Origin of the sequence: Shewanella sp. M16, assembly GCF_018224605.1 — a bacterium.
Classification (GTDB): domain Bacteria; phylum Pseudomonadota; class Gammaproteobacteria; order Enterobacterales; family Shewanellaceae; genus Shewanella; species Shewanella oncorhynchi.
Genome location: NZ_JAGTUL010000053.1, coordinates 1 through 19,881 on the forward strand (window position 1 = coordinate 1; position 19,881 = coordinate 19,881).

The following is a 19,881-nucleotide window of genomic DNA, read 5'->3' on the forward strand; positions in this document are numbered from 1 at the left end:
TAACTATATGATTTAATGTTTATTATTTGTTTTTATCGATTTTTATACTACGACTTATCGTTGGGACATAAAACAGTCTGATAAAGGTTCTATGGATTTATTTTAACAAGGTATGAGGTTGTTCATCATTTACTGAATTACGTTCTGTTAACTTACTGTTTTAATTTGTATCATCACGTGTTACAAATTATCGCGATAAAACTCAGTGATCATCATCACAGTAAATTGAATGGTTATTCATAAAAAATGTCAGTTACGGGTGATGTTTTTGGTTGCCGCAGCGTTTTCATGCCACCCAAACCTGAGTTTTATAAATCATACAACTTATAAGAATTAGGGAAGTCACAATGAAAACTAAAATAGCATTAGCAGTGTCTATGGCACTGTTATCGTCGTCGGCAAATGCACAAACCGTATTATCACCTACGGGTGAAACCTTGCAGTTAGATATTCCAGTTGAGTTATTGCGCGATTCGGCTCGCGGCCAGATAACGACTGTAACGCTTAAAAATTCAGAAGCTAAATTTGTCCCTGAAGCTGATTTAGCCGATGAAGAATATACTTATATTGTTAGGTTGCGTGATAGCGCGGTGGCAAATTATCAAGGCGACATTCTTGGATTTAAAGCAACTAGCCCTCAGCGAGTACAGTCAACCTCTCAGAGTAAAAGTTCTGGTAATGTAAAACTCAATGTTGCAGCACCTGAGGTTAAGAGTTATGCCAGTTTCCTTGAGGTTAAACAGGAACGTTTTATAACCAATGCGAGCGCAGCTATTGGCAGTCGCCTCGAGCCCATCACGACTTATCAGTATGCGCTTAATGGTATGGCTGTACGTATGACTCAGGCTCAGGCAATCAAAATGGCTGAACTGCCTGAGGTTGTGTTTATCGAGCGTGAGCGTGTAGAACAGCTTGAAACCGATGTCAGCCAAGCGCTTATCGGTTCTCCTAATGTATGGGATGGCAGCGCGACGGGCACGAAAGCCATGGGTGAAGGCGTGATCGTCGGTATAATCGACTCTGGCATTAACTCAGATCATGCGTCATTCGCTGATGTTGGCCAAGATGGCTATGATCACACAAACCCATTAGGTCAAGGTATCTATATTGGTGATTGTAAAACTGATTTTGCGAGCATGTGTAATGACAAGTTGATTGGTGTGCGCAGTTATCCTGAAATTACCAACATTTATGATGACGCTGATATTTTTGGCGCTACGCCGCCAGAAAAAAATGGTGAAGATTATGGCGGTCATGGCTCCCATGTGGCTGGCACTGCAGTGGGCAATATTTTATTGGATGTGCCTTATTTGGATGGGGAGACTGGAAAACTTGAAGGCGACGGCATACCCAGTGGTGTTAAGTTCGCCCAGATTTCCGGTGTTGCTCCTCATGCCAATGTTATAGCCTATCAAATATGTGCGCCAGGAAACCAAGGGGATAAATACAATGGGTGTGAAACCGTACCTATTCTAAAAGCCATTGATGATGCGATTAAAGATGGTGTGGATGTTATTAACTTTTCCATCAGTGGTGGTGGTAACCCATGGAATAGTGCGACGGAACAAGGGTTCTTAGCCGCGCGTAATGCGGGTATTTTTGTTGCTGTTGCAGCTGGCAATACTCGCACAGATATAGAGCAAGTACCTTATTCCACCCCTAAAAATGCCCCCTGGTACACATCAGTAGCAAACTCTACACACAGTCGTGAAGTTGTACGAGAACTAGAGTTTAGTGGTAAAACCTATGACTTCACAATTGGTTCTGGTCCTGTTCAAACCGAGGTTGTAAAAGGTATTCCTATTTTTGCGGGAACGGTTGATGCGACAAATGTTGAGGGATGTAAAGATTTTCCTGCTGATGCATTTAAGGAAAAAATTGCTGTTATTAAGCGTGGAACATGTGATTTCACTGTAAAAGTAGCAGGAGCTCTATCGGCGGGTGCAAAGGCAGTGATCGTCTTTAATAAAGACGGTGAAGGTAATAAGCATTTAAAAATGAGCTCACTTGAAAAGTTAAATGTTCCTGCAGTCTTTATTGGCAATACCGATGGTTTAGAGTTAGTTGCAGCCATTGCGGCAAATCCAGCTCACGAGTTGACATTAGCACCTATGCCTCAAATATTGAATAGAGAAGCAGATGTCTTGGCTGACAGCTCCCTTATCGGTCCTAATGGTACGAATGATGTGATTGTGCCTTTTGTTGCGGCCCCTGGTAGTGATATTTATGCCGCCAATGCGGATCAACAGTTTGGCCATGATAAAACGGGTACAGCTCCGGCTGATTTCACGTTGATGTCAGGTACTTCAATGGCAAGTCCTCACGTTGCGGGGGCAGGTGCTTTACTCAAATCACTGCACAAGGATTGGACGCCAGATAATATCCGTTCTGCGCTTATGCTGACCGCGACCACAGCCCAAGCAATGAAAAAAGCTGACGGCAAAACTGTTGCAGATCCATTCGACGTGGGAGCAGGTCGTATTCGAGTTGATTTAGCCGCAAAAACGGGCTTATTGATGGATGAAAGCGCACTGAATTATGAAATTGCTAACCCTGCTGTCAATGGCGATCCACGTAAACTCAATGTGCCAAGTATGGCGGATTCTCGTTGTGTAAATTCCTGTAGTTGGACACGTACAGTTACTGCGGTTGAAGACGGTGCGTGGACGGCAAAAGGCGTCGCAGCTACCGATAAATTCGCGTTATCTGTATCGCCAGAGAGTTTTACCCTGAAAAAAGGCGAGAGCCAAACCATTACAGTGACCGCCGATGTGACACAAGTGGGGGCTGATTGGGGATTTGGTAATTTAGTGCTTGAATCAGCTAGCTTCCCAACGGCAACTATGCCTATAGCCACTAAAATTGCGAAACGTAACCTGCCTACTTTAGTAAGTATTGATGCAACACGTAATGCAGATGAGCTTAATTTATCGCAGTTAAAAGCGGTTGACTTTGCGAGTGTTGGTGCAGAGGTGACGGCATTGAAGCTGAGTCGTACTATCGAGTCGAGTGTTAAACAAGACTCAGATAATTCAAGTTATCTGGATGATTTAGATGATGGAGTGCAACTCTTTAAGTTTGATGTGGATGACAACGCATTATTATTTCGTGCATCAATCAGCTATACCACATCTCCTGATTTGGATATGTATGTACTGCGAGATAAAAACGATGGCAGTAAGATAACGAGAGTCGCCTCATCAGCGAGAATTGGTTCAGAAGAAAGTGTGCTAATTAATGCTCCAGAGAAAGGCACTTATATCGTGATTGTACAAAACTATGAAGCATCGACGGCGACAGCGGATGATGTATTTGGTTTGAAGCAATTAACGTTTTATAACAATGAAACAGCAGGAGATAATTTAACCGCAAGCCTTACCGGTGATAATAAGGACTTTAATATCAAATTTGCATGGAAGGAAGCGTTAAAAGTCGGGGATGATGGTTTGGCTATGCTGACCTTAACCACCGGTGATGACAAAATTGCCCCTATTAAGTTGCCAGTAGTATTTGAGCGTGTTGGTGACGATGTACTTCCGCCTTTAGGTAATGTACTAAGTGGTGAATTAACACCTGGCACCGCTAAAGTGATGAAGACACGTATTGAAGCGAACAAAACGCAAGAAACCCGTGTTTACACCCTAGAGGTGTTATTACCAGAAGGTCATGAAGTGGCTAATATTAGCCATCAAGGTGCGCAAGTGGGCAATAAGATCACTTGGACTATCGAAATGGCCTCTGGTGCATCGGCATTAGATGTCACGTTTGACTTAGTGCCACGTAAGGCGAGTCAAGGTAACATAGTGGCATTGACCAACAAAGTGAATAACGACTCGGCTGAAATCTTAAAGCAGGAGTATCAATTTGATGTTCCAGAAGTGGCGCCAGTCGCTGTGATTGAAGCTCCTGCCACTGTCCAAGAAGGTAAACCTTTGTTCATCGATGCGAGCAAGTCGTCGGATGCCAACAATGATCCTTTGACCTACAAATGGACTCAGTTAGGGGGCGCCAGCTTTAACTTTGACGCTAATGCGGCCAAGCTTAATCTCGTTGCTCCAGACGTGAGTGGCTCTGCTCAGACGGTTTCATTCCAACTGACAGTGTCTGATAACCACGGTAATAAAGATTCAAGTGTTGTGTCTGTATCTGTGACTGAAACACCAGCCAAGAAAGATGATGGTGGTGCCTTAGGTTGGTTAAGCTTGTTGTTGCTACCTTTTGCTTTTGGTCGTCGTAAACAAGGCTAAACCCTCAGAGTAAAATCGGAAGGTTTAATGGTAAGAGTGAAGGGCTGATATTGATATCAGCCCTTTTTGTATTTGCTGGTTTGTGTTAGCGATTTGACATTAAAAAATCGACAAAGGCGCGGTCTGCTTGGCTGACGGGGCGCTGCTTTTTCCATGCAATATGGAGGTTTAAAAATACCGGTGGATCGAAGGGTTTGGCTAAAATGTCATCTTTTGAGCTTATCGCCATCTCAAGCACACTGGTGATCCCAAATCCTTGGGAAACAATCTGTTTAATCAGATTAATCAAATTGGTCTCGAAGGCAATATTGGGCTTTTTGCCTAATTCTTTGGCTTGAGAGAGTATCCACTCTCGGTGGAAATAACCTGTTTTGAACATCACTAATTCATGGTCGAAAAAGTCATGTAGACTCACAGCGCTATGTTCCGCTAAAGGGTGTTCGGCACCCATAGCGATGACCATTTGCTCACGGATCAACAGCTGACTATCAAATTCGGGCTGTAGGTCTTGGGCGGTAATGATCGCAATATCCACTTCTTCCTGTTGCAACATGCGCAGTGCATCCCGTGTCCCGCCTTCAAACAGTGATAGTTTCAACTCGGGGTACTTATGCCGAAAAGCCATTAAGCGCGAGGGGAGATAGAAAGAACCCAGCATGCCCGGCACGGCAATGCGGACCTCTCCCGAGGTGAGATTTGCCATGGCGCGGATTTGCGCTTCGGCCTGCTTAACTTGTTTTAGGATCAAAGTGGCGTGTTGATGCAGGACTATACCTTCGGCCGTGAGTGTGAGCAGTTTATCATTCTTGTTGCTCGTACGATTGACTAAGGTGACGCCGAGTGCGACCTCTAAGCGCTTGATACTTTGACTTAACGCGGGCTGAGCCATATTCAGTTTCTTGGCTGCGGCGGTAAAGCTGCCGGTATTGGCAAGGGCATCTAAATGTTTGAGTTGGCGAATATCCATTAATCGGGCTCGTACTATTTTATCAGTGGCAAGATGTGTACTTTTGGCGCGCTATTTCTATAACAAAAATCAATGATTACGATAGATATTATCTATTATTGTTATGTTATGCCCAGTGATAATCTTTGTCTATCCTATGAGTGATACTTGGTCGAGGCTCCCGTGCAAGCCGTATTAGATACTATGATTGACAATAAACAGCGTGACACCCGATTGATGTGGGCGCTCTGCGTCGCTTCAGTGGTGGTCTATATCAACTTGTATTTAATGCAAGGCATGTTGCCGCTGATTGCGGAACATTTTGCGGTATCAGGCTCTAAAGCAACCTTGATCCTGTCGGTGACCAGTTTTTCCTTAGCCTTTTCATTGCTCTTGTATGCGGTACTGTCAGATCGTATCGGTCGACACACTCCAATTATTGTCAGCTTGTGGTTATTGGCATTGTCTAACTTACTATTAATCTGGGCGCCGGATTTTAATGGATTAGTGCTAGTGCGATTGCTACAAGGTGCATTACTCGCTGCTGTCCCTGCGATTGCCATGGCATACTTTAAGGAGCAATTATCACCAAGCACTATGCTGAAAGCCGCAGGTATTTATATTATGGCGAACAGTATTGGCGGGATTGTTGGACGTCTGCTCGGTGGTTTAATGTCGCAGTTTTTATCTTGGCAAGAATCTATGTGGTTGTTGTTTCTAGTGACGTTAGCGGGGGTGGCTTTAGTGAACTATTTGCTGCCTTCACTTGCCGATGCGCAGTCGATGTCACCCAGTAACACTGCGCCTTCCTTATCAAAACGCGCCCGTTTAGCGCAAGATCTTCATGGCTTTAGTCATCATCTCACCGATGCGCAAATGCGTTTGGTCTACGCGATTGGTGGCTTGACCTTTATGATGATGGTGAATCAATTTAGTTTTATTCAACTGCATTTGATGGCTCCACCTTATGAATGGAGTCGTTTTCAAGCCACCTTGATTTTCCTGTGTTATTCCAGCGGGACTATTGCGTCGTATTTCACTGCGAAATGGCTCGCCAAATTTGGCCAACATAAGTTGTATCAGTGGTCTTGGTGCGTGATGTTGCTCGGCAGTTTACTGACCCTGTTTGATACTACTTTGACCATTAGCTTAGGTTTTTTAATGACCGCCTGTGGTTTCTTCCTTACCCACAGTTGTTGTAATTCCTTTGTTGCAATGCGGGCCAGTCGTGATCGAGCTAAGGCAACGTCACTCTATTTATGCTGTTATTACTTAGGTGCTGCGATTGGCGGCCCTTATTTGATGATGTTTTGGCATGAGGCGCAGTGGCGCGGTGTGGTGATGGGGTCGTTAACCTTATTAGCCTTGATTGCCTTAGCAATCACCCGTTTGCATTACCATCAAACCAATGACGTTCGTGCGCTTGCATAGGCTTTGAGAGTGCTATTGTTGTTAAACAATAAAGGTAAACGAAGTCGCTAAGCTATTATATCAAGTGATTAAATCAAATGAATAAAGGCCAACCTCAACTGCTGGCCTTTATTTTTGGTGTGGGTCGTTTGATAAGTTGACTCAAACTAGCAAACCTTACTGGCTATGCGGAGTTTGGGGCTGAGTTTCATGCCTTGAGTCTTATGGTCGATATTTAAGCTCACTCATTAAGTGCCAGATTTAATGTATCTGTTGCAGCTTAAGTGCAGCGATTCACTAACCTTTATATTTCCAATAGGGCGGATTGCCATACACCTCAAGAAAGTAGTCAATTACAGCGCGGACATTCAATGAGGGAGTGCGAGAATTTGGATAAATGGCAGTAATGTAATGCTGATCAATTTTTATCGCTGATTCGCAGTCCGTGAGCAATGAAATAAGTTGTCCATTTTTAAGAGAGTCACCGATTAACCAGTCAGGAAAGAGGACGATTCCCATATCATTTAATGCTGCTATGAGTAATGTTTCCGCATTATTTGAGGTGAGTATGGGGGTGATGGGTTGATGCAGCCATGTCGTCTTGTTCTTGTTAAAAAACCAGCGATTTTGACCCGAAGATCCGCTATAGACTAGGCATTGATGGTTTTTTAGATCGGCGGGTTCAGTGGGCATGCCATGCAGTGCTATATAAGCTTTGGACGCCGCAAGATGATAGGTTTGGCTTCCCAGTATTCTTGAATGGAGTGATGAATCAACCAAGGTTCCAATACGAAAGATAATATCGGCGGCACTAACATGCGGGTCGATATAATCGTCAGTTTGTGTGAGCTCCACTTGCACCTGCGGATATCGCGTTAAAAACCCCGCTAACCAAGGCGCAATATGTCGCTGCCCGAAAAAAACCGGGGCATTAATTCTAATTAATCCCTTAGGCTCTATCGTCCTATCTAATAATTCATTGCGGACTTCATTCAGTTGTTCTGCCATGGAACGCGCATATTCAATGAAAATCCTGCCCGATTCCGTGGGTATGATTGCTCTGGTATTTCGATAAAACAGCTGTTGTCCAAGAGAATCTTCTAGTTGGCTGATGACTCTTGAAATCATCGAGGGAGAGACGCCTTCTTTTCGAGCCACAACAGAATAGCTTTTGCTGTCATAAACGCCGATAAAAAACTTTAACGCTCGCATATTGATTGAGTTTATATCATTCATTTTTGCAAATTCTGCACAGGTGTTTCCTGCATTGTCTCATTTATTGGTTTATCGACTAGGGTACTCTTGCTGCCCTCAATCACAGGAGCTTATGTATGCAGTTTTTAATGATTTTTTTTGTTGTGCTCGGAGGGGCGGGATTATCAGTTGAAGCGGGCCTCCTAGGACCTTTAGGTGCTGAAGTCGGGGAGTTATGGGCAACCTTTAGTATTTTCGGTGTCGGCGCAGCGCTGACCTTTATCTTGATGCTGTTTTTCAGTTCTCGAAATAGTCCCTCATTTTTCGCGCAACCCTCTTGGACATTAACGGGCGGAGTGCTTGGCCCTATTTATGTGGTGATACTGACTATCGCAACACCAGCTATTGGGATTGCTATGACAATGATAGGCATTTTAGCTGGCCAAGTTGCGAAGAGTTTGTTGATTGACCACTACGGTTTATTTGGTACAGCACATAGACGAATTGATACTAAACGTATTGTTGCACTGCTATTTATCGTCGCAGCATTAGTGCTGATGGCGCAAAGTTAAGGGCGAGTTATGACATTGATTATGATTATGTTGGCTGTGATTGGCGGGGCCACTTTGAGTATGCAAGCAGCGATAAATGGACAGCTGGGGAGTAAAGTGGGGGTGTTTCGCAGTGCATTTTTAACTTTTTCGACTGGAGCCTTGATCACTGGATTGTTGATTTTTTATTTTGAACCACCTCAAGCAGTGACATTGTTGGATGTGCCCAAATGGCAGTTATTAGGTGCAATGTGTGGCGTGCCTTATATCGTCATCATGGTGTTAGCCGTTCAGCGGATAGGCACGGCCGTCGCAACCGTGGCTGTTATTTTTGGACAGCTACTTATGAGTATGTTGATTGATAATTTTGGATGGTTTGGCAATGAAACAATTCACTTTTCTACAAGTCGAATCGCAGCCGTGATCTGTTTGGCGATCGCACTTTATTTTATACATTCAAGTAATAAAACGTCGGAGTAATACGTGATTCAAACTCGTTTTTATGCTGTGGTAGCGAACCCAGCTCAAGCTGGGTTCGCACTCTCTTGTCATCGAAATGAGCTAGTCCTCGGAGTTAATGTACTGTTTGCGGTCTAAATCGTATTTACGCATTTTGTCGTAGAGGGTTTTGCGGGGCAGTTCTAGCTGCTCCATGGTCTGCTTAATACTGCCCTTGTTGTGGCTAAGTGCTTCTTCAATCAGTACCCGTTCAAAAAACTCTACCCTTTGTAGCAGGGACATACTCGAGTGCAGGCTTGGAGTATTGCCTAACGTGCCAGCAAAGGCGGCTTCTCCGCCCAGTAGCACAAAGCGTTCGGCTAGATTACGTAACTCACGCACATTGCCTGGCCAGTCGTGGGAAGTAAGTATCGCGTTTTGCTCCGCATTTAAGGCGATAAGCGCTTTGTGATAGCGTGCCGATGCGACGCGGGCAAAGTGTAAAAAGAGTAACGGAATATCTTCACGGCGATCTCTCAGGGGAGGGATGGGCACAGTCACCAGATTTAAGCGATACAACAAGTCTTGGCGAAATTCCCCGGTGTCACACAGACCTTTTAAATCGACTTTTGTAGCCGCTATCACGCGAATATCTAAGTTGATGCTCTTGTTAGAACCTAAACGTTCAACCTTACGATCTTCAAGCACTCGCAGCAGTTTTACTTGCAGAGACAGTGGCGTACTTTCAATTTCATCTAAAAATAACGTGCCACCATTGGCATATTCAAATTTGCCAATGCGCATCTTATCGACGCCAGTAAAGGCCCCCGCTTCGGCGCCAAAGAGTTCACTTTCAATCAGGTTTTCGGGGATTGCACCACAGTTTATGGCGACAAAGTTGGCTTGGCTGCGGCTGCTGTGGTCGTGTAAATAGCGGGCAACAAGTTCTTTACCTGTACCTGTTTCGCCTTCAATTAACACATCCGCAGGCGTATCTATCACTTGCGTTATGATGTGGCGCATACGGTTGATGCCGACACTGTTGCCCAAAATACGAGGGCCCGGTACGCTTTGGCTTTCGAGATCCTTTTTAAGCTTGCGGTTCTCTAAGGTCAGACTGCGTTTTTCTAAGGCGCGTTTAACCACATCGAGTATATGTTCGTTATTAAAGGGTTTTTCGAGAAAGTCGTAGGCGCCTTGTTTTAACGCATTGACTGCCATGGCAATATCACCAAAACCAGTGAGTAGGACAACGGGGAGATCGGGATCTTGCAGACGGATTTGTTGCATTAAGCTGATGCCGTCTAATTGTGGCATGTTGACATCCGATATCACCATTCCCGCCCAATCTTTATGCAGCAACTTAGCGATACCTTTGGGTTCTGTGGTGGCGAGCGCCTTAATGCCCTCCAGTTCAAATAGTTGAACGAGAACTGTGCCTATGTGCGGCTCATCGTCGATGATGAGAACAGAATAATCTTGAATTGAATTGGGCACACTCATAAAACTAACGTTCCTCGAGCAAGTAAATAGGTAAAATAATCTGGAAAATAGCGCCACCCTCTTCGGCATTGGCAACGTTAATTTGGCCTTGCATGGATTCGATAATGCGTTGTGAAATCGATAAGCCTAGCCCCAGTCCGTGCCGTTCGTTGGTGGTAAAGTAGGGTTCGAAGATTTTCTCCATTTGGCTTTCACGTACACCAGGGCCTGAATCTTGGATACTGATGCAAAACTTATCTTCACTGGTCACGCGGATAACCAATTGGCGTTTAACCGATTGTTGCATAGCGACAATGGCGTTGCTCATAATGTTGACAAACACTTGTTGTAATCTAACCTTATCGCCCCAAACCTGATAGTTGCCGTTGGGTAATTGCACATCGAGTTCAACACCCTGTTTATCAATTGCAGGTTGAACTATGGTCAGGGCTTGCTTGATACAGCGGCCAATATCGGTTGCGCTATCAGCGCCTTGGCTCTTGCGGGTAAAGCTTTTAAATTGCCCAACAATATCGGCTAATCTATCGGTAAGTTCAATAATAATCTTGATATTATCCAGTGCCTTATCTTGCATATCACGGGCGAGAAAAGTTTGGGTATTTTGGGCATAGCTGCGAAGTGCCGCGAGTGGTTGATTGAGTTCATGGTTAATACTGGCGGATAAACTGCCGATCACTGTCAGTTTTGCCGCTTGGATCAGCTCATCTTGAGTATCTTTGAGTTGATTGTTGGCCTGCTGTAAGTCCTGAGTGCGTTCTTCAACTCGCTGTTCTAATAGGCTTTGCGCTAGTTGCATTCGGTGTAGATTGCGACGGCGCTCGGCGTTAAATAGGATGCTGAGTGCCAGCAAAAGATAAATACTGGCTGACAGTAACATCAGTGCGGGCAAAGAGGTCAGTAAAGGTTTGATTGGCGCTAAGATGTGTACTCGCCAGCCTGCTTTAGCCATTGATTGGTGGATGTCCATGTATTGTTCATGGTCTGTACCCGTTTGCAGTTGGTAAAGCATAGCTTGACTACCACTTTCATAGGGCGGCTTCATCAACAACTCTCCTATGGGACGTTCTGCATAGCGTTTTGAGGCATTAAGGGCATATTGCTTGGCTTGGGTAAGCGGGGTTAGTGACTTTAACCGCCATTCATCGATACTGGAAATAAAGACGATATCTTCAGGATCACTGATAAGGAACTGATACTGACCCGCAATCGCGATACTGGTACTTTGTTGCTCTATGTCGGCAATGTTAACTTTGACTATGATGGCCCCAAGTATGCCTTTACCACCTTGTTGATAAATAGGGTAAGAGAAATAAAATCCGCGCTTATCTGAGCTGGTACCCACTGCGTAATAACGGCCTAGATTGCCCGAGATAGCATCTGTGTAATAGGGTCTAAAGGAGTAGTCCTTGCCAATAAAGGAAAAACTTTGTTGCCAGTTACTGGCGGCAATGGTGATACCTAAGGCATCGATCAGATAGATATCGGATGCTTCGGTGACATGCTGAATTTCTTCGAGATATAAATTAAGCTCTTGGACTTTATCAGGATTCTGCTGGTCGTTCAGGACATTGGCGAGCATTGGGTTAGTCGAGAGCACGTGGGGAATACTTTCGTAGCGCGATAGTGCACCATCGAGAAAACTGACTAATTCCTTTAGTTGTTTCTCCGATTGCTTTTGGATCTCGATTTTACCTTGATGCAAATGCACCCAGTAGGTCAGTTTGAGGGTTGCAAATAGGCCTGCAAGTAACACAACGGTCAGAAAGAGGCGTTTCTTGGCCTTAGGCGTCATGGGCAACATGGTGGTTATCCTGATAAAGCAACGGGATCAATAACTGATACTGCGCATAATAAAACAAAGCGAGCCTGACTAGGCTCGCTTAAAATCTATCTGTAATCAAGGGGTAATCTCACAACCTTGAATTGCAGACTAATATCCACGCATCGAATCCAACCATTCAGGTAAGAAGAGTGAAATCTGTGGTACGTAAGTAATCAGGGCTAAGAAGGCTAGCATCACGAGTAACCAAGGCAGAACCGACTGAATCACCCAACCAATACTGCGTCCCGTGATCCCAGCGGTGACAAAGAGATTGAGTCCCACCGGCGGCGTTAGCATACCGATCTCCATGTTCACGACCATTATGATACCTAAGTGGATAGGATCTATACCTAATTGCGTTGCAATAGGGAACAGAATTGGCGCCATAATGAGTACAATCGCCGATGGCTCCATAAAGTTACCGGCAGCAAGCAACAGTAAGTTAACGATGATCAGGAATCCCCAGGCGGGTAAACCCATGCTAACAATATACTCAGCAATAATGTGAGGGATACGTTCTGTGGTTAATACATGCGCAAATAGCATAGCGTTAGCTATGATAAACAGCAGCATGATACTGACCTTGGCACCATCGCGCACAACATGACGTATGTCTTTGTCGATAGGCGTTTTAATCAGTCCTAAGAACATATGGCCTAAGTTACGCGCAGTTGCTTTGGCTAAGTTTTCATCTTGATTACGCCATGCCACGTCTTTTAATGGCCCGATATCACGGTAGCCAAATACCGCAATAAGGTAAGCATATACACAAGCCACAGCTGATGCTTCGGTTGGGCTAGCGACGCCACCATAGATTGAGCCTAATACGATAAAGATGAGTGCTAATCCACCCATTGCCTTGGCACTTGAAATCCCCAGTTGTTTAACGCCAGGGAAAGGACGTGAGGGCAAGTTTTTAAAGCGGGCAACGATATAAATGACGATCATCAATATAAATCCCATCATTAAACCTGGGATTAAGCCTGCCATAAACATTTTTGCAGCCGACACTTCAGTTGCTGCGGCATACACTAACATGACGATTGAAGGTGGGATCAAAATCCCGAGAGTGCCAGAGGTCGTGATCACGCCTGCAGCAAATTTTTCGGGATAACCTGCTTTTACCATGCCGACTATGACGATAGAACCAATTGCCGCAACAGTCGCAGGAGATGATCCAGAAACTGCAGCAAACAGCATACATGCCATAACGGATGCCATTGCTAATCCACCACGGACATGTCCAATACTGTCCATGGCAAAATCGATAATCCGTCTAGCAACACCACCCGTTGATAGGAAGGCGGATGACAGAATAAAGAAGGGGATAGCGAGTAAAGTGTAATGCTCAGATGAAGACTCATACAGCTTGAGTGCAACTGAAGCTAAGGAGTCATTCGAGAACAATAAAATCGTCAGCATGCTGGAAAAACCTAATGCGATAGCGATAGGCATACCGAGAAACATACATACGAATAGGGCGGTAAATAGGGTTGCAATAGCCATTATTTAGCCTCCTTTTGGTCAGAGACTGGATCTACTTTAGCGTTTTTAGCGCTCTCATCGATTAAATGCATACTTTCTTTCGCTTCATCGGCAAATTGGAAGCCTGAGACTTGGTCACGCAGAATGGCGATAAAGAGTTCGACGAAACGCCAAGTCAACATAAAAAAGCCAATGATTAAAATACTTTGAGATAACCAAATCGGTATTGCGCCGTCTTCAATATCGATTTTTAAAGTGTTCCAAGCAAAATCTGGATCAAGGCTTTTTAATATAAATTGTGGGAAATGAATGTCTTCCATAGGCAAACCGATTTGATACATCTGGCTTAAGTAATCCCAACTGCCTTTTAAAAAGAGTCCGCAATAGACGATACAAACAAAGGCAGTAATAAGAGATACTATCTTTTTAGCCTTTGGCGCTAAATTTTTAACAAACGCATCGACACCAATATGGGCACCGACTTTAACCCCATAGGACATACCAAATAACACAAACCAACCGCAAAAGGTTAATGTAAGTTCTTGGATCCAAAGAAAACCCGTGTTGAAGAAGAAGCGAGCGACGACTTCTGAAAACACTAGCAGCGTCATCAGAGTGATCAATAAATTGAGCACACCTTCTTCAATATAACCAAATATTCGCGATATCACAGCCATAATCCCCTCGCTGAAATGGCCGCCTAAGCTCGGTTGAGCTTAAGCGGCTATTATCATTATTATTTATTTGCAGCTACAGCAGCATCAATCACATCTTTACCGATTTGATCTTCAAACTTAGCCCAAACAGGTTTCATTACCTCAACCCATTTTTGACGTTCAGCAGGAGACAGAGTTACTAACTGTGAACGTTTAGAATCAAGGATTAACTGTTTGTCTTCATTGTCTTTTTCAGCGGCAATCTTGTTACCTAATGCGATAGATTCGTCTAAAGCTTCTTTGATGATCTTACGTTTGTCAGCAGGTAGACCTTTCCAGAAAGTGTCAGAGGTCACGACCATATAGTCGAGAACACCGTGATTACTTTCAGTGATTTGGCTTTGCACTTCATAGAACTTTTGTGAATAAGTATTTGACCAAGTGTTTTCTTGACCATCGATAGCGCGGGTTTGAAGTAGGGTAAATACTTCAGAGAAAGGTTTTTTCACAGGGATTGCACCAACAGCATCAAACTGGGCTGCTAGAACATCAGATGCCATAACGCGGAATTTTAAGCCTTTTGCATCAGCAGGATTTTTAAGTGGTGTGTTAGATGAGAACTGTTTCATACCATTGTGTAAATAACCCAGACCGACAATCCCTTTACGGCTCATGGAGTTCAGTAATGTTTGACCAGCTTCACCTTGTTGGAAACGGTTCACGGCATCCATATCATTGAATAGGAAAGGTAAATCGAATATTTGTAGACGTTTAGTGTAACGCTCAAACTTTGAGAGTGAAGGCGCGACAAATTGTACGTCGTTTAACAGCAGTGCCGCTAGTTCGTTGTTATCCCCAAATAACTGTGAGCTAGGAAATACACTGACTTTGTATTCACCTGGTAAACGTTGTTCAACGAGTTCTTTAAATTTAAGTGCCATTTGGCCTTTAGGTGTGTTTTCTGCCACTACGTGTGAAAACTTAATTTCAATCGGTTCTGCAAATACGTTAAAACTGGTCGCAAATACGGAGGCAACAGCGAGCATTTTGACTAAGGTTTTGAGTGGACGGGTCAATCCAGTTTGTTGATTCAATATCATCTTGAGTTCCTTTTTCTGTTGTTAGGATTTGTCCTCAGTCTTGGTTAGTTTGTTACCAAGTTTGAGTAGGAATACAGCCTTGATTTCCCTGAGGTCTGTCTTACTAAAGGCAAATACCACGCCAACTTACACTGGCTTCTGTAAGTGTTTGGTTACTAAAGTGTAGTTCATTTGATGCTTGTCACACTTTTAGTTTGGTGGGTGAGATCTCGCTCACAGTGATTTTGTGTTTGGGTGGAAACCCACCCATAGTGAAGATCGGCCCCAAATTGACGGCTCTTGTCGTTGCAGATAAATTAAACAAACTTAGTTATTTTGAGATCAAAAAAAGCCGTAAAAGTATGCGATATAACGACAAATACTGTGGTGGGCTGCTTTAGGAGAAGAAGTGTAGGTGAGATGTGAAGTCTATGGAGGTTAAGTCGATAGCTATCGTAGTCAATCAAGACACAATTCATTTGATGCTGTTAGTCATCCTCTAAAAGAATACGTTTAAGGATAGCATCGCTAGGTAACAAGGCTAAATGGCCCTGTTCATCAAAGTACCAACCGGTAATAAAGCCTTTTTGGCGCATGCTGACGAGATTATGCATGACTTCCCGCGCCTCTTTTAGAGCTGTTTGCTCATCGCAGGCATGGGTATGCTTTAAATAAGTGGCAATATTGGCAAGAGAAGCGGATTGACTGACGCTGGCCATAATGTTGATCTCCAAAAATGCTAAAGCAGAATGAAATCAGGCCGAGTGTTGATAGAGCTTGGTATTTTACGGATTATAAAAGGCGAAATAGTAAAATTTAACACTCGCTGATTGAGATCAAGCATAGTTGAGTAAGCGCGTGGGTAAAGTTTATTGGGGGAGAAATATGGTGGTCGCTACTGGGCTCGAACCAGTGACCCCCTCCTTGTAAGGGAGGTGCTCTCCCAGCTGAGCTAAGCGACCTGGGATATAACGTGTGTGTTGCAGAATATGGTGGTCGCTACTGGGCTCGAACCAGTGACCCCCTCCTTGTAAGGGAGGTGCTCTCCCAGCTGAGCTAAGCGACCTGGGATATAACGTGTGTGTTGCAGAATATGGTGGTCGCTACTGGGCTCGAACCAGTGACCCCCTCCTTGTAAGGGAGGTGCTCTCCCAGCTGAGCTAAGCGACCTGGGATATAACATGTGTGTTTCAGAATATGGTGGTCGCTACTGGGCTCGAACCAGTGACCCCCTCCTTGTAAGGGAGGTGCTCTCCCAGCTGAGCTAAGCGACCTGGGCATTCTTAAATTACACATTTTTTAAGTCATTCTTCACTAAATAATGGTGGTCGCTACTGGGCTCGAACCAGTGACCCCCTCCTTGTAAGGGAGGTGCTCTCCCAGCTGAGCTAAGCGACCTGGGAATGACTTTTACACATTAATACATTAAGTTATATGGTGGTCGCTACTGGGCTCGAACCAGTGACCCCCTCCTTGTAAGGGAGGTGCTCTCCCAGCTGAGCTAAGCGACCTGGGATATAACATTTTGTATGCCATAATTTCTTTGTAGAAAATATGGTGGTCGATACTGGGCTCGAACCAGTGACCCCCTCCTTGTAAGGGAGGTGCTCTCCCAGCTGAGCTAATCGACCTCGCTGTGTGGAGCCGTATTATAGGGAGGTTCGATCTAGTGTCAACGCTTTTTAGTGAAAAAAGCATTGGTCGCGCTATTTTTGTCCACATTGGCTTAATGCTAATCACGCCGCCGATCAAAGTGTTATTTAATTCGCCAGTCAATGGTATGCAATTTGGACGCTCGCGATTAAATACGGGTTGAACTCATCCCATTAACCAGACTTTTTTGTGGTAAAAGTGCTGAGGAAGTGAGTGATTTATAAAAATTAGTGCATTAATGGTATGAGTGCATTGATAGTGTATAGATGCGCGTGTTCGATGGCGCAGATATTTATAGTTAAAGGTATATAGGCGTAGAGATTTAGGGGTTGGAATATAAAGCCTGAAAAATATTCTCAAGTGTTAGCATTAATCAATGGTGGTGATCGCAATAGTGCCACCTTTATATATCGCTTTATATGGCTTCCCTATAAAAGGAGAGGGATTCGCGACACGATTTAACCAGATAAGTGATACTGTGAAGCTTGTCCCATTTGCAGCGCCTGCTTTGACTGTTAGAATAAGCCCACTTTTTTTTATCGTGATTGTCTTTATCTAGACGACTTTATATAGGTTAGTGTCCCATTATGACAACTAAGACGCGTTTTGCCCCTAGTCCTACCGGTTTCTTGCATGTTGGTGGTGCCCGTACTGCACTTTATTCTTGGTTACAAGCCCGTGCCAATAATGGTGAGTTTGTATTACGTATTGAAGACACTGATATTGAGCGTTCGACTCAAGCCGCTTGCGATGCGATTTTAGAAGGCATGAACTGGCTAGGTTTGACATGGGACGAGGGCCCATATTACCAAACCAAGCGTTTTGACCGTTATAACGAAATCATTGCTCAAATGTTAGAAAAGGGCACAGCGTATAAATGTTACTGTTCACGTGAGCGAATCGATGCCTTAAGAGAATCACAGGCCGCTAACGGTGAAGCACAAAAGTACGATGGTTGCTGTCGCGACTTACCCGCTCGCGAGACTGATGAACCATTTGTGGTGCGTTTTAAAAATCCAATCGGTGGTTCAGTGGTATTTGATGACCATGTTCGTGGTCGGATTGAATTTTCTAACGATGCATTAGATGACTTGATCATCGCCCGTACCGACGGCGTACCAACCTATAACTTCTGTGTGGTGGTTGATGATTGGGATATGGGGATCACTTGTGTGGTGCGTGGTGAAGATCATATCAACAATACCCCGCGTCAAATCAACATTCTTAAAGCATTAGGGGCGCCGATCCCAGAATATGCACACGTATCTATGATTCTAGGTGATGACGGCGCTAAGTTGTCTAAGCGCCATGGCGCTGTTAGCGTAATGCAGTACCGTGACGATGGCTATTTACCAGAAGCACTGCTGAACTATTTAGTGCGTTTAGGTTGGTCACATGGCGACCAAGAGATTTTCTCATTAGAAGAAATGAAGCAATTCTTTAAGTTGAGTGACATCAACAAAGCCGCTTCTGCTTTTAATACCGATAAACTGGTGTGGTTGAACCAACACTATATAAAGAGCCTAGATCCAGAATATGTGGCAACACACTTACAATGGCACATGGACGATCAAAAAATTGATCTGTCAAATGGCCCAGCATTAGCTGAAGTGGTCACTGCATTAGCTGAGCGCGCTAAGACTCTAAAAGAGTTAGCCGCATCTAGCCGCTATTTCTATGAAGATTTTGCTGAGTTTGATGAAGCACAGGCGAAAAAGCATTTACGCGGTGTTGCGTTAGAGCCATTGCAACTGGTGCAACAGAAATTATCAGCATTAACTGAGTGGACAGCTGAAGCTATTCATCAGGCAATTGAAGATACTGCGACTGAATTAGATGTGGGTATGGGTAAGGTCGGTATGCCTTTACGTGTTGCAGTAACAGGGGCAGGGCAGTCTCCAGGCTTAGATATCACACTATTTTTAATTGGAAGAAGCCGTTCTGAGCAAAGAATATCCAAAGCGATTGAATTTGTAGCAGATAGAATAAATTCCTAAAAAAACGAGTTGACACTTTTAGGTGCGCTGCATAGAATGCGCCACGCAGTTGAGACACAGTCGAGCAAATGCTTGCAGTGCACTTAAATGTAGTTCGATAGGTTTGGGGTTATAGCTCAGCTGGGAGAGCGCTTGCATGGCATGCAAGAGGTCCACGGTTCGATCCCGTGTAGCTCCACCAAACTTACCGTAGATGTTAAACGGGAACCTTTTCTAGTGAAAAGTTCAAATTAATATGTCCGGGGTCCCCTTCGTCTAGAGGCCTAGGACACCGCCCTTTCACGGCGGTAACAGGGGTTCGAATCCCCTAGGGGATACCAAATATTGGTTCCTAGCGAATAACTAACGAGTTATTTGGTAAGAACAAAATCTAAATTTCTGCTGATACATATACTGCTAAAGTTAGCTGTGTTGACAAAAATTTGGGGCTATAGCTCAGCTGGGAGAGCGCTTGCATGGCATGCAAGAGGTCCACGGTTCGATCCCGTGTAGCTCCACCAATTTACTGCCTTATTAAGCAGAAACGAAAGTTTAAATTAATGCACCCAAGGCACCATTCGTTATTTAGAAGAGTGCCTATGAGGCCGTAGATGTTAAACGGGAACGTTAGGTTCAAATTAATAAGTCCGGGTCCCCTTCGTCTAGAGGCCTAGGACACCGCCCTTTCACGGCGGTAACAGGGGTTCGAATCCCCTAGGGGATACCACATTTTGGTTCCTAGCAAATAACTAACGTGTTGTTTGGTAAGAACAAGGCATTTGCTTCCTAGCCTACTGAAGTGAATGTGTTACAAAGCTCGGTTACGAGTTAAATCATAAGTCCGGGTCCCCTTCGTCTAGAGGCCTAGGACACCGCCCTTTCACGGCGGTAACAGGGGTTCGAATCCCCTAGGGGATACCA

The 19,881-nt window shown here is 44.4% G+C and carries 13 protein-coding genes and 12 tRNA genes; 10 read left to right on the plus strand and 15 right to left on the minus strand.

Going from position 1 to position 19,881, the window contains the following annotated elements; genetic code table 11:
• Nucleotides 1–347 precede the first annotated feature (347 nt).
• Nucleotides 348–4,247 (plus strand): S8 family serine peptidase, encoded by a 3,900-nt coding sequence (locus KFE26_RS24245; RefSeq protein WP_212601668.1) that lies wholly within the window; start codon nucleotides 348–350, stop codon nucleotides 4,245–4,247.
• Between the two features lie 85 nt (nucleotides 4,248–4,332).
• On the opposite strand, the gene KFE26_RS21510 is transcribed toward KFE26_RS24245, so the two are convergent.
• Nucleotides 4,333–5,214 (minus strand): LysR family transcriptional regulator, encoded by an 882-nt coding sequence (locus tag KFE26_RS21510; protein ID WP_028761094.1) that lies wholly within the window; start codon nucleotides 5,212–5,214, stop codon nucleotides 4,333–4,335.
• 162 nt (nucleotides 5,215–5,376) lie between these two features.
• Between KFE26_RS21510 and KFE26_RS21515 the strand changes: the two genes are divergently transcribed.
• The gene (locus tag KFE26_RS21515) at nucleotides 5,377–6,624 is read left to right on the plus strand and encodes an MFS transporter (RefSeq protein ID WP_212601672.1); all 1,248 of its coding nucleotides are present in this window, start codon (nucleotides 5,377–5,379) and stop codon (nucleotides 6,622–6,624) included.
• Nucleotides 6,625–6,900: 276 nt separating this feature from the next.
• On the opposite strand, the gene KFE26_RS21520 is transcribed toward KFE26_RS21515, so the two are convergent.
• Nucleotides 6,901–7,839 carry a LysR family transcriptional regulator gene (locus KFE26_RS21520; protein ID WP_006082302.1) on the minus strand — a complete coding sequence of 313 codons (939 nt, stop codon included), beginning with the start codon at nucleotides 7,837–7,839 and terminating at the stop codon, nucleotides 6,901–6,903.
• Between the two features lie 95 nt (nucleotides 7,840–7,934).
• On the opposite strand from KFE26_RS21520, the gene KFE26_RS21525 reads away from it, so the two are divergent.
• Together KFE26_RS21525 and KFE26_RS21530 are read left to right on the plus strand one after the other, a co-directional pair.
• Nucleotides 7,935–8,369 (plus strand): DMT family transporter, encoded by a 435-nt coding sequence (locus KFE26_RS21525; protein WP_212601669.1) that lies wholly within the window; start codon nucleotides 7,935–7,937, stop codon nucleotides 8,367–8,369.
• 9 nt (nucleotides 8,370–8,378) lie between these two features.
• Nucleotides 8,379–8,828, plus strand: a complete 450-nt coding sequence (locus tag KFE26_RS21530; RefSeq protein ID WP_212601670.1) for a DMT family transporter — start codon at nucleotides 8,379–8,381, stop codon at nucleotides 8,826–8,828.
• An 81-nt stretch (nucleotides 8,829–8,909) separates the two neighbouring features.
• Here KFE26_RS21530 and KFE26_RS21535 read toward each other — a convergent pair whose 3' ends face one another.
• The 13 genes from KFE26_RS21535 to KFE26_RS21595 all read right to left on the minus strand — a co-directional run bounded on the left by KFE26_RS21535 (nucleotide 8,910) and on the right by KFE26_RS21595 (nucleotide 16,962).
• Complete coding sequence (locus KFE26_RS21535) at nucleotides 8,910–10,289, minus strand: sigma-54-dependent transcriptional regulator (RefSeq protein ID WP_131523155.1); 1,380 nt, start codon at nucleotides 10,287–10,289, stop codon at nucleotides 8,910–8,912.
• A 4-nt stretch (nucleotides 10,290–10,293) separates the two neighbouring features.
• Nucleotides 10,294–12,090, minus strand: a complete 1,797-nt coding sequence (locus KFE26_RS21540) for an ATP-binding protein (RefSeq protein WP_212601671.1) — start codon at nucleotides 12,088–12,090, stop codon at nucleotides 10,294–10,296.
• 129 nt (nucleotides 12,091–12,219) lie between these two features.
• On the minus strand, nucleotides 12,220–13,617 hold the full coding sequence (locus KFE26_RS21545; protein WP_173497701.1) for a TRAP transporter large permease: 1,398 nt from the start codon (nucleotides 13,615–13,617) through the stop codon (nucleotides 12,220–12,222).
• On the minus strand, nucleotides 13,617–14,273 hold the full coding sequence (locus KFE26_RS21550) for a TRAP transporter small permease (RefSeq protein ID WP_173497702.1): 657 nt from the start codon (nucleotides 14,271–14,273) through the stop codon (nucleotides 13,617–13,619). Before KFE26_RS21550 ends, KFE26_RS21545 begins: the two co-directional genes overlap by 1 nt.
• 59 nt (nucleotides 14,274–14,332) lie before the next feature.
• Nucleotides 14,333–15,352: a TRAP transporter substrate-binding protein gene (locus KFE26_RS21555; RefSeq protein WP_113941003.1), complete on the minus strand. Its 1,020-nt coding sequence runs from the start codon at nucleotides 15,350–15,352 to the stop codon at nucleotides 14,333–14,335.
• Nucleotides 15,353–15,819: 467 nt separating this feature from the next.
• Nucleotides 15,820–16,050 (minus strand): hypothetical protein, encoded by a 231-nt coding sequence (locus tag KFE26_RS21560; protein WP_105252063.1) that lies wholly within the window; start codon nucleotides 16,048–16,050, stop codon nucleotides 15,820–15,822.
• A 167-nt stretch (nucleotides 16,051–16,217) separates the two neighbouring features.
• Nucleotides 16,218–16,293, minus strand: a tRNA-Val gene (locus tag KFE26_RS21565).
• A gap of 28 nt (nucleotides 16,294–16,321) precedes the next feature.
• A tRNA-Val gene (locus KFE26_RS21570) sits at nucleotides 16,322–16,397 on the minus strand.
• A gap of 28 nt (nucleotides 16,398–16,425) precedes the next feature.
• A tRNA-Val gene (locus KFE26_RS21575) sits at nucleotides 16,426–16,501 on the minus strand.
• 28 nt (nucleotides 16,502–16,529) lie between these two features.
• Nucleotides 16,530–16,605 (minus strand) — tRNA-Val (locus KFE26_RS21580).
• A gap of 48 nt (nucleotides 16,606–16,653) precedes the next feature.
• A tRNA-Val gene (locus KFE26_RS21585) sits at nucleotides 16,654–16,729 on the minus strand.
• 37 nt (nucleotides 16,730–16,766) lie between these two features.
• A tRNA-Val gene (locus KFE26_RS21590) sits at nucleotides 16,767–16,842 on the minus strand.
• A 44-nt stretch (nucleotides 16,843–16,886) separates the two neighbouring features.
• A tRNA-Val gene (locus KFE26_RS21595) sits at nucleotides 16,887–16,962 on the minus strand.
• 609 nt (nucleotides 16,963–17,571) lie between these two features.
• Here KFE26_RS21595 and gltX point away from each other — a divergent pair.
• The 6 genes from gltX (at nucleotide 17,572) to KFE26_RS21625 (ending at nucleotide 19,881) form a co-directional block, all read left to right on the plus strand.
• On the plus strand, nucleotides 17,572–18,981 hold the full coding sequence (gene gltX / locus KFE26_RS21600) for a glutamate--tRNA ligase (protein ID WP_105252064.1): 1,410 nt from the start codon (nucleotides 17,572–17,574) through the stop codon (nucleotides 18,979–18,981).
• 105 nt (nucleotides 18,982–19,086) lie between these two features.
• Nucleotides 19,087–19,162: transfer RNA gene (locus KFE26_RS21605), tRNA-Ala, on the plus strand.
• Between the two features lie 63 nt (nucleotides 19,163–19,225).
• Nucleotides 19,226–19,301, plus strand: a tRNA-Glu gene (locus tag KFE26_RS21610).
• Between the two features lie 104 nt (nucleotides 19,302–19,405).
• Nucleotides 19,406–19,481 (plus strand) — tRNA-Ala (locus KFE26_RS21615).
• A 130-nt stretch (nucleotides 19,482–19,611) separates the two neighbouring features.
• A tRNA-Glu gene (locus KFE26_RS21620) sits at nucleotides 19,612–19,687 on the plus strand.
• 118 nt (nucleotides 19,688–19,805) lie between these two features.
• Nucleotides 19,806–19,881 (plus strand) — tRNA-Glu (locus tag KFE26_RS21625).

Excerpts from the sequence above, each read along its gene's own strand:
- KFE26_RS24245 (WP_212601668.1), top strand. The coding sequence starts at position 348 with ATGAAAACTAAAATAGCATTAGCAGTGTCTATGGCACTGTTATCGTCG.
- KFE26_RS21510 (WP_028761094.1), bottom strand. The coding sequence starts at position 5,214 with ATGGATATTCGCCAACTCAAACATTTAGATGCCCTTGCCAATACCGGC.
- KFE26_RS21520 (WP_006082302.1), bottom strand. The coding sequence starts at position 7,839 with ATGAATGATATAAACTCAATCAATATGCGAGCGTTAAAGTTTTTTATC.
- KFE26_RS21525 (WP_212601669.1), top strand. The coding sequence starts at position 7,935 with ATGCAGTTTTTAATGATTTTTTTTGTTGTGCTCGGAGGGGCGGGATTA.
- KFE26_RS21530 (WP_212601670.1), top strand. The coding sequence starts at position 8,379 with ATGACATTGATTATGATTATGTTGGCTGTGATTGGCGGGGCCACTTTG.
- KFE26_RS21535 (WP_131523155.1), bottom strand. The coding sequence starts at position 10,289 with ATGAGTGTGCCCAATTCAATTCAAGATTATTCTGTTCTCATCATCGAC.
- KFE26_RS21540 (WP_212601671.1), bottom strand. The coding sequence starts at position 12,090 with ATGTTGCCCATGACGCCTAAGGCCAAGAAACGCCTCTTTCTGACCGTT.
- KFE26_RS21545 (WP_173497701.1), bottom strand. The coding sequence starts at position 13,617 with ATGGCTATTGCAACCCTATTTACCGCCCTATTCGTATGTATGTTTCTC.
- KFE26_RS21550 (WP_173497702.1), bottom strand. The coding sequence starts at position 14,273 with ATGGCTGTGATATCGCGAATATTTGGTTATATTGAAGAAGGTGTGCTC.
- KFE26_RS21555 (WP_113941003.1), bottom strand. The coding sequence starts at position 15,352 with ATGATATTGAATCAACAAACTGGATTGACCCGTCCACTCAAAACCTTA.
- KFE26_RS21560 (WP_105252063.1), bottom strand. The coding sequence starts at position 16,050 with ATGGCCAGCGTCAGTCAATCCGCTTCTCTTGCCAATATTGCCACTTAT.
- gltX (WP_105252064.1), top strand. The coding sequence starts at position 17,572 with ATGACAACTAAGACGCGTTTTGCCCCTAGTCCTACCGGTTTCTTGCAT.